The 12,337-nt window shown below is 60.8% G+C and carries 9 protein-coding genes and 1 riboswitch; of the genes, 6 read left to right on the forward strand and 3 right to left on the reverse strand.

Annotated elements, in window-relative coordinates; translation table 11 throughout:
* Window positions 1–186: 186 nt before the first annotated feature.
* The gene (locus WE862_RS06245; RefSeq protein WP_042032229.1) at window positions 187–1,464 is read right to left on the reverse strand and encodes a cation:proton antiporter; all 1,278 of its coding nucleotides are present in this window, start codon (window positions 1,462–1,464) and stop codon (window positions 187–189) included.
* Window positions 1,465–1,668: 204 nt separating this feature from the next.
* Here WE862_RS06245 and metH point away from each other — a divergent pair, with 204 nt between their 5' ends.
* Both metH and rimK read left to right on the forward strand, forming a co-directional pair.
* The gene (gene metH, locus WE862_RS06250; RefSeq protein ID WP_042032228.1) at window positions 1,669–5,364 is read left to right on the forward strand and encodes a methionine synthase; all 3,696 of its coding nucleotides are present in this window, start codon (window positions 1,669–1,671) and stop codon (window positions 5,362–5,364) included.
* Window positions 5,365–5,594: 230 nt separating this feature from the next.
* The gene (rimK, locus tag WE862_RS06255; RefSeq protein WP_033112532.1) at window positions 5,595–6,491 is read left to right on the forward strand and encodes a 30S ribosomal protein S6--L-glutamate ligase; all 897 of its coding nucleotides are present in this window, start codon (window positions 5,595–5,597) and stop codon (window positions 6,489–6,491) included.
* Window positions 6,492–6,541: 50 nt separating this feature from the next.
* Here the strand turns inward: rimK and WE862_RS06260 are convergent, their stop codons facing one another.
* A complete protein-coding gene (locus tag WE862_RS06260) occupies window positions 6,542–7,810 on the reverse strand; it encodes a sensor histidine kinase (RefSeq protein ID WP_042032227.1) in 1,269 nt (422 codons plus the stop codon).
* Window positions 7,807–8,475, reverse strand: a complete 669-nt coding sequence (locus WE862_RS06265) for a response regulator transcription factor (protein WP_042032226.1) — start codon at window positions 8,473–8,475, stop codon at window positions 7,807–7,809. The genes WE862_RS06260 and WE862_RS06265 overlap by 4 nt, the downstream gene beginning before the upstream one ends.
* Before the next feature lie 88 nt (window positions 8,476–8,563).
* On the opposite strand from WE862_RS06265, the gene WE862_RS06270 reads away from it, so the two are divergent.
* The 4 genes from WE862_RS06270 (at window position 8,564) to WE862_RS06285 (ending at window position 11,985) form a co-directional block, all read left to right on the forward strand.
* On the forward strand, window positions 8,564–8,986 hold the full coding sequence (locus WE862_RS06270; RefSeq protein ID WP_033112529.1) for a hypothetical protein: 423 nt from the start codon (window positions 8,564–8,566) through the stop codon (window positions 8,984–8,986).
* Between the two features lie 84 nt (window positions 8,987–9,070).
* On the forward strand, window positions 9,071–9,556 hold the full coding sequence (locus WE862_RS06275; RefSeq protein ID WP_042032225.1) for a hypothetical protein: 486 nt from the start codon (window positions 9,071–9,073) through the stop codon (window positions 9,554–9,556).
* A 259-nt stretch (window positions 9,557–9,815) separates the two neighbouring features.
* Window positions 9,816–11,279, forward strand: a complete 1,464-nt coding sequence (locus WE862_RS06280; RefSeq protein WP_167335509.1) for an aerolysin family beta-barrel pore-forming toxin — start codon at window positions 9,816–9,818, stop codon at window positions 11,277–11,279.
* Between the two features lie 190 nt (window positions 11,280–11,469).
* Window positions 11,470–11,985, forward strand: coding sequence for a MerR family transcriptional regulator (locus tag WE862_RS06285; RefSeq protein ID WP_005342946.1), 516 nt, complete (start codon window positions 11,470–11,472; stop codon window positions 11,983–11,985).
* Window positions 11,986–12,061: 76 nt separating this feature from the next.
* Window positions 12,062–12,174: riboswitch (TPP riboswitch) on the forward strand.
* Window positions 12,175–12,337 lie beyond the last annotated feature (163 nt).

Consider the following 12,337-nt stretch of genomic DNA (forward strand, 5'->3'; position numbering starts at 1 on the left):
GGTGAAGCATTGCAGGGCAAACATAAACAGGGCTGATTAACTAGCCGGCGCGCATTCTCTCCTCGAAATGAATAAAAAGCAAACAATTATTTTCGGCTGTGTGGCTGGGCCTTGTCCGGCACAGGTTTGCCAGCAACAACAAGGGCTCCCGCAGGAGCCCTTTTGCATCTGTCAGCCAGCGGATGATCAGTAGTCGCCGTTGGCGCGTTTGGCGGCGGCGATCATCGGAGTGATGGTCATGCCCTGCACCACGATGGAGAACATCACCACCGCGTAGGTCATCACCAGGATCACCTGACGCAGGTCAACACCGTGGCTCGGGATCATCATGACGCCGGAGGGGAGCGCCAGTGCCATTGCCATGGCCAGACCGCCGCGCAGGCCGCCCCAGGTGAGGATCCGCACCGAGAAGGTGTTGTAGGTGCGGAACTTGCGGAAGGCCATATAGGGCACCGAGACGCTGATGAAGCGGGCGGCGAGGCAGAGCGGCACCGCGATGACCAGCAGTACCCAGTCATGCCAAGCCAGATCCAGCAGCACCAGCGCCAGACCGATCAGCAGGAACAGCAGGGCGTTGAGGAACTGGTCCATCAACTCCCAGAAGTGATCCAGGTGATGGCTGCTCTGCTCGGAGAAGCCGGAATGACGGGTCCAGTTGCCGATCATGATGCCGGTCACCACCATGGCTAGGGCGCCGGAGACGCCGATCATGTTGGCGAAGGCGAAGCCGGCGGTCGGGATGCAGAGGGTCAGCAGCAGCTCCAGCGAACCGTCGTCGGTGGCGCTGATCATCACGTGGGCGATGACGCCCAGCACGGCGCCGAACAGGATGCCGCCGAGTGCCTCATGCAGGAACAGGCCGGCCACGCTGCCGAAGGTGGGCTCGACGCCGCCGAAGGCAACGGCAAACACGGTAGCGAAAATAACGAGGCCGACACCGTCGTTGAACAGGGATTCCCCTTCGATCTGGATGGCGATCTGGGGCGGCGCCTTCATCTTCTTGACGATGGCCAGTACGGCGATGGGGTCGGTGGGGGAGATGAGCGCCCCGAACAGCATGCAGTAGACCAGCGGCAGCTCCCAGCCCAGCAGCTTGGCGATGAACCAGAAGCCGTAGCCGATGATGAAGGTGGAGAGCAGGGTGGCAATAATGGCCAGAATGGTGATCTCCCACTTCTGGCTCCGCAGCGCCTTGAGGTTGATGCCAAGACCACCGGCAAACAGCAGGAAGCCCAGGATCCCCTTCAGCAGGAAATTCTGGAAGTCGATGCTCTCCATGGTTTTGATGGCAAGAGGCTCCAGATTGAACCATCCCAGTTTACCGAACAGCACCAGCAGCGCAGAGATCAGCATGGAACCGGCGGTGATGGCGATGGTGGTCTGGATCTTCACAACATACTGGTTGGCAAAGGCAATAAAGATCGCCAACGCTGCCAGAAAACAGAGTGTGTAGTAGACGCTCATAGTTATTTTTTACTCGTAGATAGATAGCAAGCACGTATCCCCATGCGGGACGGGCATAGGGTACTCTCGGGGTCTATGTTACTCATTACCTATAAATGAGTATATGGCTGCGATTTTGGACTGATAGACGGCTAGATTTCCAATTCGCTGGTTTGCTGTTAGGATGCTGTTTACGCAGTTGCACGGATGTAAGAGGAACACGCGGTGGCGAATGAAAAGTCGAACAGAAAGTCGGATGTGACAAACAAGCTGGAAGCCTGTCTCAAGGAGCGGATCCTGATCATCGACGGGGCCATGGGCACCATGATCCAGAGCTACAAACTCGGGGAGGCGGACTACCGCGGTGAACGGTTTGCCGACTGGCATACCGACATCAAGGGCAACAACGATCTGCTGGTGCTGACCCGCCCCGCCGTCATTCGCGAGATCCACGAGCAGTACTGCGCCGCCGGTGCCGACATCCTCGAAACCAACACCTTCAACGCCACCCGCATCGCCATGGCCGATTACGAGATGGAAGATCTCTCGGCCGAGATCAACCGCGAGGCGGCCCGTCTTGCCCGTGCCGTAGCGGACGAGTGGACGGCGAAAGAGCCCCACAAGCCGCGCTTCGTGGCGGGGGTCTTGGGGCCGACCAACCGCACCGCCTCCATCTCGCCAGATGTGAACGATCCCGGCAAGCGCAACGTCACTTACGACCAGCTGGTAGCCGCCTATACCGAATCGACCCGCGCCCTGATCGAGGGTGGCGCCGACATCATTCTGATCGAAACCATCTTCGATACCCTCAACGCCAAGGCGGCCGCCTTCGCGGTGGATCTGGTATTCGAGGAGCTGGGCTACAGCCTGCCGGTGATGATCTCCGGCACCATCACCGACGCCTCCGGTCGTACCCTCTCCGGCCAGACCACCGAAGCTTTCTACCACTCGCTGCGCCACGTCAAACCTGTCTCGTTTGGTCTCAACTGTGCGCTCGGGCCGGATGAACTGCGGCAGTATGTGGAGGAGCTGTCGCGCATCAGCGAGACCCATGTCAGTGCTCACCCCAATGCCGGTCTGCCCAACGCCTTTGGCGAGTACGATCTCGATGCCGCCGAGATGGCGGAGCATATCCGCGAGTGGGCCCAAAGCGGCTTTCTCAATATGGTTGGCGGTTGCTGCGGTACCACTCCGGCTCATATTCGTGCCATGGCTGGCGCGGTTGCCGGCATCAAGCCGCGCGCTTTGCCCGAGCTGCCGGTGGCCTGCCGCCTGTCGGGTTTGGAGCCGCTGATCATCACCCCCGAATCCATGTTCGTGAACGTGGGGGAGCGCACCAACGTCACCGGTTCGGCCAAGTTCAAGCGGCTGATCAAGGAGGGGCTCTACGACGAGGCGCTCGACGTCGCCAAGCAGCAGGTGGATAACGGCGCCCAGATCATCGACATCAACATGGACGAGGGGATGCTGGACGCCGAAGCGGCCATGGTGCGCTTCCTCAACCTTATCGCCGGCGAGCCGGACATCGCCCGGGTGCCGGTGATGATCGACTCCTCCAAGTGGGAGGTACTGGAGGCGGGCCTCAAGTGCGTGCAGGGCAAGCCGGTGGTCAACTCCATCTCCATGAAGGAGGGGGAGGAGAAGTTTATCCAGCAGGCCAGACTGCTGCGCCGCTACGGTGCCGCCGTTATCGTGATGGCGTTCGACGAAGCGGGTCAGGCCGACACCCGCGCCCGCAAGTTCGAGATCTGCCAGCGAGCCTACCGCATTCTGGTGGATCAGGTCGGTTTCCCGCCGGAAGACATCATCTTCGACCCCAACATCTTCGCGGTGGCGACCGGTATCGACGAGCACAACAACTACGCGGTGGACTTCATCGATGCAGTGAAGGACATCAAGGAGAACCTGCCCCACGCCATGATCTCCGGCGGTGTCTCCAATGTCTCGTTTTCATTCCGTGGCAACGAGCCGGTGCGGGAGGCCATTCACGCCGTTTTCCTCTACCACGCCATCAAGAACGGCATGGACATGGGGATCGTCAACGCCGGTCAGCTCGCCATCTATGAAGACATTCCGGCCGAGCTCAAAGAGAAGGTCGAGGCGGTGGTGCTCAACCTCAATGACAACGCCACCGAGGAGCTGCTGGCCATCGCCGAGAAGTATCGCGGTGCCGGCGCCCAGGCGGAGGATCCGCGGGATCAGGCGTGGCGCAGCTGGCCGGTGGGCAAGCGGCTGGAACATGCGCTGATCAAGGGGATCACCGACTTCATCGAAGAGGATACCGAGGAGGCGCGCGCCCAGGCCGAGCGGCCGCTGCACGTCATCGAAGGGCCGCTGATGGATGGCATGAACGTGGTCGGCGATCTGTTCGGCGCCGGCAAGATGTTCCTGCCGCAGGTGGTGAAATCGGCCCGGGTGATGAAGCGGGCGGTCGCCTATCTGCAACCCTATATCGAGGCGGAAAAATCGGGTGGCTCCAGCAACGGCAAAATCGTGCTGGCGACCGTGAAAGGGGATGTGCACGACATCGGCAAGAACATCGTCGGGGTAGTGCTGCAGTGCAACAACTTCGAGATCATCGATCTCGGGGTTATGGTCCCCTGCGAGACGATTCTCAAGACTGCGCGGGAAGTGGGGGCCGACATGATCGGTCTCTCAGGTCTCATCACCCCGTCGCTGGACGAGATGGTGCACGTGGCCAAGGAGATGGAGCGCCAGGGCTTCAAGCTGCCGCTCTTGATCGGCGGCGCCACCACCTCCAAGGCGCACACCGCGGTGAAGATCGAGCAGAACTACTCCGAGCCTGTAGTCTATGTCTCCAACGCCTCCCGCGCGGTGGGAGTAGCCCAGAGCCTGCTCAGCCCGGATCTCAAACCCGACTTCGTCGCCCGTATCGACAAGGAGTACGAGATCGCCCGCGAGCAGCACGCCCGCAAGCAGCCGCGCTCGCGCCCCATCACGCTGGCGGAGGCGCGTGCCAATCGCCATCAGCTGGATTGGGTTGGCTATCAGCCACCCAAGCCCCGCGAGCCGGGTGTGCAGAAGTTCGAGAACGTGCCCATCTCGGTGCTGCGCCCCTACATCGACTGGACGCCATTTTTCCTCAGCTGGGAGCTGGCGGGCAAATTCCCGCGCATCCTCGAAGACGAGATTATCGGTGAGGAGGCGACCAGGCTGTTTGCCGATGCCAACGCCATGCTGGATCAGCTGGAAAAGGATCAGAGCGTGCGCTGCGCCGGCATCATCGGTCTGTTCCCGGCCAATGCGGTGGGGGACAGCATCGAGGTCTACAGCGACGAGTCGCGCAGCGAAGTGAAAAAAGTGCTGCACCACCTGCGTCAGCAGAGCGAGAAGCAGGGCTTCCCCAACTACTGTCTGGCGGACTATGTGGCGCCGAAAGAGAGTGGCAAGCCTGACTGGATCGGCGCCTTTGCGGTGACCGGCGGCATCGGTGAGGAGGCTATCGCCAGGGCCTACAAGGCGGATCACGACGACTACAACGCCATCCTCATTCAGGCGGTATGTGACCGGTTGGCGGAAGCCTTTGCCGAGTATCTGCACGAGCAGGTACGCAAAGTGCACTGGGGCTATGCCCCCGAGGAAGCACTCAGCAACGAGGAGCTTATTCGCGAGAACTATCGGGGCATCCGTCCGGCGCCGGGTTATCCGGCCTGCCCGGAGCACACCGAGAAGGGCACCCTGTGGGAGTTGCTGGATGTCGAGCAGGCCATCGGCATGCAGCTTACCGAATCCTACGCCATGTGGCCGGGGGCGGCGGTGTCGGGCTGGTACTTCTCCCACCCCGAGAGCAAATACTTTGCGGTGGCGCAGATCCAGCAAGATCAGGTTGAGGATTACGCCGCCCGCAAGGGGATGACGCTGGCCGAAGCCGAGCGCTGGCTCGCCCCCAATCTGGGGTAATGAGAGAGCCAATCTGCTCGGCCTTTGAGCGAAAACGGCGGACTTTGCGAGCAGCCTCTGAAGGGCGCGCAGAGCCGCCGTTTATTGTTTCACCGCGGCGTGCTGATTGGGCAGGCTTCTGCGTTATTTGGCTTGTTGTCAGGAGAAACAATTGGCGTTGTCTTGGCGCTGTGGCACCTTATACTCTCCCGCCCCATCCTGCCCAGGCATAGCCTTCTAGCGGAATTGTCATGAAGATCGCCATTTTATCCCGTGAGCCGAAAAACTACTCCACCCGCCGTCTGGTCGAGGTGGCGCAGGCGCGCGGTCATCAGGTCGAGGTGCTCGACACCCTGCGCTGTTATATGAACATCGCCTCCCACAACCCCTCCATTCACTACGAAGGACGGGAGCTGGAGAGCTATGACGCGGTGATCCCCCGCATCGGGGCCAGCATCACCGCCTACGGCACCGCCGTGTTGCGCCAGTTCGAGATGATGAACACCATGGCGCTCAACAGCTCGGTGGCCATCAGTCGCTCCCGCGACAAGCTGCGGGCGATGCAGCTGCTCTCCCGTCACGGCATCGGTCTGCCCATCACCGGTTATGCCCACAGCACCCACGACGTGCCCGACCTCATCACCATGGTGGGCGGTGCGCCGCTGGTGGTGAAGCTGCTGGAGGGAACCCAGGGGATCGGCGTGGTGTTGTGCGAAACCCAGAAGGCTGCCGAGAGCGTGATCGAGGCCTTTATCCAGACCAACAACAACATTCTGGTGCAGGAGTATATTCGCGAGGCCAACGGCGCCGACATCCGCTGTCTGGTGGTCAACGGCAAGGTGGTGGCGGCGATGCGCCGTCAGGCCCAGCCCGGCGAGTTTCGCTCCAACCTTCATCGTGGCGGCACCGCCGAGGCGATCCGGATCACTCCGGAAGAGCGTGCTACCGCGGTGCGCGCCGCCAAGATCATGGGGCTGGATGTGGCGGGCGTGGATATTCTGCGCAGTGCCCGCGGCCCGCTGGTGCTGGAGGTCAACTCCTCTCCCGGCCTGCAAGGGGTTGAGGCGGCTTCCGGCAAGGATGTGGCGGGCAAGATCATCGAGTTCCTTGAGCTCAAGGGCGGGCGCAAGCACAAGCCGGTGGAGTGATCCCGGATTTGCATCAGCCAAAAAACAGGGCGCCTTCGGGCGCCCTGTTGCTATCTGGTTGGTGCCGCAGCGCCCACACCCTCTCCCGGAGGGAGAGGGAACTGTTCGGCAGCGAGCATCGCCAGCCTTGCGCTGAATACGCCATCCTCCAGCCGGGTCTCTATCTGCCAGCCCAGCTTTTCGCAGATGCGCTGGATGATGGTGAGGCCACAGCCGTAACCGAGGATCTGATCCGGCGCTGCCGCCGTCGGGTTGCTGATGGTGAGCACCGGGCCGCACAGTTCGATGTCGATATGGCCCTCGGCGTAGCTCAGGGCATTTTTCAGCAGATTGCCAAGGGCGATGGCGAGCAGGGAGAGGGGGGAATCGACCTCGCTCGCCTCATCCAGCACCAGACGGATATCGAGCGCTTCTCGCTGCAGCAGCGGGGCGAGCCGAGCCAGCTCCTGGCGGATCAGCGGCGCCACCTGCTGCTTCGGCCGCTCGACCTCCTCCTTGCGTCCCAGCAGCAAAAAGGTCTCGGTGAGCAGGGCCATCTCGTCGGCGGCGGCCCGGATACGGGTGACGGCGCGCTCGGCGGGGGCGGGCAGATCGTTCACCTTGCCGAGCAGAGCGGCCGAGCCCTGGATCACCATGTTGGGGGTACGCAGCTCGTGGCTGGCAAAGCGGCTGAACTCCTGCTCGCGGGCAAAGACGGCGCTCACCTCCTGCTTGCCGGCCAGCAGTGCCAGCTCGATATCCCTGAGCTCCTGCCAGGGGGCATCGGGGATGAAGTCCGCCTGATCCGGGGTGAGGTGGGCGACCCTGTGTTGCAGCCGCTGCAGCGGCCCGGTGATATGGCGTACCAGCCAGATGCCGAAGCCGAGGCAGCCCAGCAGCAGTGCCAGCCCGATCAGCCGGGTGGCCAGATGCAGCTTGTCCTCGTAGGGGTCGAGGTAGTCATCGGCATCGTCGTTGAAGACCAGATAGAGCATCCCCTTGCCGGAGGGGTGGCGCGCCACCAGAAAGTGTTTGTCCTCCTTGCCCAGCTGGTGCTCGAAAAAGCCGGGGGTCTGGTAGGGTTGCAGCCATTTGGGCAGGCGTCCCGACTCGGTCCAGTAGCTGGAGAACTGGCGCGGGCTGGGCGCCGCCGCCGCGGCCCCGAGGCGCAGCCAGTCGTCGCTGTAGCGGGTTACTTCCGCCTCCAGCCAGTGGCGCAGGCTCAGCTCCTCCATCTTGTCCTCGGCCACCATCATCAGGCCGGAGAGCAGCACCAGCAGCACCACGCCAGCCCCGCCGAGCGCCATGATGAGCCGGTGGCGCAGGCTCGGCAGGCTCATGCGCTCACCAGTCGGTAGCCCTGACCGTGCAGGGTTTCCAGCATGGGGGTGGGGAAGGGTTTGTCGAGGGTGTTGCGCAGGGCGTAGATGTGGCTGCGCAGGGCATCGGAGTCGGGCTCCTCCTCTCCCCAGACGGTATCCAGCACCTCCTGTCGAGTGACGATGGCCGGTGCGCGGCGGGCCAGCAGCGCGAGGATCTGGAACGGGATCTTGCCGAGCTTGAGGGGAACGCCGGCACGGGTCGCCTGCCCGCTGGCAGCATCGACGGTCAGCTCGCCAAAGGTGATGGCGCCGATGTCACCGCGCGGGCCGCGCAGGCTAAGGGCTTGCAGCCGCACCTCCAGCTCCTCCATGGCGAAGGGCTTGACCAGATAGTCGTCGCCACCGGCCTTGAAGCCTGCCAGCTTGTCTTCCAGACTGTCGCGGGCGGTGAGAAACAGCACCGGGGTCGAGATCCCCTCTTCACGCAGGCGGGCGACCGTGCTGAGCCCGTCGAGACGGGGCATCATCACATCCATGATGATGACGTCGAAGCGCTGTTCGGCCAGCAGTTGCAGCGCCGCCTGACCGTGATAGGCACAGTCCAGCCGGTGGCCGGCCAGCTCCAGATAATCCATGATGGTTTCTGCCACCTGAGGATTGTCTTCCACTACCAAAATCTTCATGCTTTGTACTCCTGGTTGGCGAGCAGCTTCACGCTCTTTTCACACCGGATACACCATCCTGTCGCCAGTGTAACCCCGAGGATCCACGATGAAGAAGTCTCTCTGTGCTCTCCTGCTGCTGATCTTGCTGCCGCTCGGATCTGCGCAGGCTGCCGAATTCAAACTGACCGGCCGCACCACCTGGCAGCTTGGCCAGCTGATGGTAAACGGTCTGCCGTTCGTGATCGACGACCAGACCCGCTTCAAGGATTGGCTCAACGAGGATGATCTCGGCGGCACCTGGGTCGAGATGAAGGGGGTGGTGGAGAACGGCGTGCGCTATGTGCGCAAGGTCGAGGCTCTCGATGAAGATGACAAGGACGAGATGGATCTGGAAGGGCCGGTCGAAGGGGGGCGGATCTGGGGCTACACCACCTCGGACAACAGCCTGGCCCCCTTCGAGGGGCGCTGGCTCGAACTGGAGTGCAAGTTTGACGGCATGCGCCTGAGCCGCTGCCACGAGGACAAGTGACCCGATCGCTGCCGCAGATTCGCAATGTTCCTGAATGAAGCCCATGCTTATCCGGCATGGGCTTTTTGTTCAGGGACGAACGACATGGAACAGAGAACAAAGTGGTGTGCGTGGCTGTATGGTTTGCCGCTCTGTGCCGCGCAGGCGATTGCCGACGAACTATGGCTGGTGGAGCTGGAACACGATGATGGCATCCATCTGCAATTTCAGGGGGCCGAGGTGGAACGGGGCAGTGCCCCGGTCTGGCGACAGGGTGAACCCTGGGCAGAGCCCCTGCGGCCGGGTGATCGCCTCTCCCTGCTGGTGGCCGATGGCGTTGCTACCCGGATTGAGCTGCTGACGGCCAGATCGCCGGCGGGATCGGGGCAATGGCAGCGGGCAGAGGATCGCCTGCAATCCTTTGACGGCCAGCGTCTGGTGCTGGCAAACCTCGGCACGTTTCCTCTCGACCGCAACATACGCTGGGTCAACGGCTCGGCTGCCGCTCTCCATGAAGGGAGTGCACTGGTATTGGTCCGTTCTGCCGATGGAATATTGCGGAGAATTGAAGTGATCAATCCGGAAGAGTAATTCAGCATCTTCTTATTTAATAAGGCTTCACCATATTGTGGCAGGCATTAAATAATGCCTGCCACAATTTTATGATGTATTTCTCAATAAAGTCATCGCTCTAATTATTTTTCCTTGTCACATATATTTCGTTTGTCATCGATGAATTTTGGTGGTTTATTTTATTTCAGGCAGGGTTCATTGGAGTTCGTGCCTGTCAAATGAAAAGGGATATTTCAGAACAATAACAATTATCGTATGTCTGAAAGAGGAATAAATGATGAATAAATTAATAACAGCCAATCTTGCGCTGTTTGCATCTTCATTGATGCTTATTCAGGCTCAGGCGGCTGAACCCGTCTACCCTGACCAGGTTAAGTGGTATGGTCTGGGAGAAGGGGTCTGCGCCAGTGGCTATCGGCCTCTTACCCGCGATGAAGCCATGAGTATCAAGGGCAATCTGGTTGGTCGCATGGGCCAATGGCAGATTACCGGACTGGCCAATCGCTGGGTCATCATGGGCTCTGGATATAACGGGGAAATAAAACAGGGAACGGCAGGGGAAACATGGTGTTATCCCACATCGCCGATATCTGGCGAAATTCCATCTCTCTCTGCCTGGAATATTCCTGCTGGTGATGAAGTTGATGTGCAATGGCGAATGGTGCATGACAATGATTACTTTATTAAGCCGGTAAGTTATCTCGCCCATTATTTGGGATATGCCTGGGTAGGCGGCAATCACAGCCCCTATGTAGGCGAAGATATGGATGTCACCAGACTGAGCGATGGCTGGTTGATTAAGGGTAACAATGACGGTGGCTGCTCCGGATATCGTTGCGGAGAGAAGAGCTCCATCAAGGTAAGCAACTTCTCATATACCCTGGAGCCGGACTCCTTTACCCACGGCCAGGTCACCGAGAGTGGCAAGCAGCTGGTCAAGATGATCACTGCCAATGCGACCAACTACACGGATCTGCCCCAGCAGGTGGTGGTGACCCTGAAGTATGACAAGGCTACCAACTGGTCGAAAACCGACACCTACAGTCTCAGCGAGAAGGTCGGCATCAAAAAGACGTTCCAGATCCCGCAGGTTTCCAGCACTGAATATTCGGTCGAGATTTCTTCTACCCAGAGCTGGGCCGAGCAGAAGGGTGGCTCGACCACCGAGACCGTCTCGGTCGAGGCGCGTCCGACGGTGCCGCCGCACTCCAGCGTGCCGGTGCGGGTTGCCCTCTACAAGTCCAATATCTCATACCCCTATGAGTTCAAGGCCGAGGTCAACTATGACCTGACCATGAAGGGGTTCCTGCGCTGGGGCGGCAATGCCTGGTATACCCATCCGACCAATCGCCCCACCTGGGAACACACCTTTGCCATCGGCCCGTTCCGCGACAAGGCCAGCAGCATCCGTTACCAGTGGGACAAACGCTATATCCCGGGTGAAGTGAAGTGGTGGGACTGGAACTGGACCATCAGCGAGTATGGCTTGTCGACCATGCAGAGCAACCTTGGTCGCGTGCTGCGCCCGATCCGCTCGGCGGTGACCGGTGACTTCTATGCCGAGAGCCAGTTTGCCGGCGACATCGAGATTGGTCAGCCCCAGAGCGGTTCCACGAAGGCTGCCCAGTTGCGCAGCGCCTCTGCCGAAGGGGTTGCCCTCACCGCGCTGGAGCTGGATCAGGCGACGCTCGCCAGCGAAGGGTTTGGCAATGTGACCCTCACCGTGACTCCGGTGCAATAACCCTCAATAGCAGGCCTCCCGATGGAGGCCTGTTCTCCCTTTCAGCACCTTCTCCGGATTTGTTACCCGACGATGCAGCTTGCTCGCTCATGATGGCGTGAAGCGAAATTGTGGTGGTCAATCCGCAGGAGGTGTTGACCCGTCTACGATAGGCGGGTTTATCCTCTGCCCGCTGGATGAAGGAACCCCTATGTTGACGATTACCCGGCTGGCCAGAGAACTGGGCCTGAGCCGCACCACCCTGCTCTATTACGAACGTCTCGGTCTGCTGCTGCCCGCCCTGCGCGGGGAGAACGGCTATCGCCGCTATGGCGAGGCCGAGCTGGAGCGGGGGCGGCAGATCGCCAGCTTTCGCGCCATGGGGCTGCCGCTCGAAGAGATCGGCACCCTGCTGGCGGCAAGGCAGGAGAGCCACTCCTGCCTCGATGGTCACCTGCTGCGACTGGAGCAGGAGATCGCCGAGCTGAGGCGGCAACAGCGGGCCATCATCCTCTATCGCCAACAGACACACGAGGAGATCCCCATGGTAGATAAAGCACGCTGGGTTGCCATCATGCAGGCCGCAGGCATGACCGAAGAGATGATGCGCAACTGGCACATCCAGTTCGAGAAGATGGAGCCGCAGGCCCATCAGGAATTCCTCGAATCCCTGCAGATCCCCGCCGCGGAGATCGCTGCCATCCGCACCTGGTCGCGCGGGGAGTAACCCGTCTGACCACTGCGCCAGCCGTTGCCCCACATTGTTAACGGCTTGTGCTTTGGATTTTCCCCCTTATACTGGCGCCATCTTGTCGGAGTGCTGACCGTCGAACGACGCGAAGCTGAGACCGTTAATTCGGGATCCGTGGAACCTGATCAGGTTAAAACCTGCGAAGGGAACAAGGGTAACTTGCGGGTTACCGCGCCGGAGGAGGAACAAGCCTCTTCCGCTCATCGAAGGGGTAACCCTGATGGGTCAGGGCGCACAGGAGGGAGTCTGTCCCGTCCGGTTGTCCAGCACGTGGGGCGCCTTGCCCACAGCGTGCAGAGAGCGGGAAGCGGCAGAACCGCGGCGCGGA

Origin of the sequence: Aeromonas jandaei, from assembly GCF_037890695.1 — a bacterium.
Lineage (GTDB): Bacteria > Pseudomonadota > Gammaproteobacteria > Enterobacterales > Aeromonadaceae > Aeromonas > Aeromonas jandaei.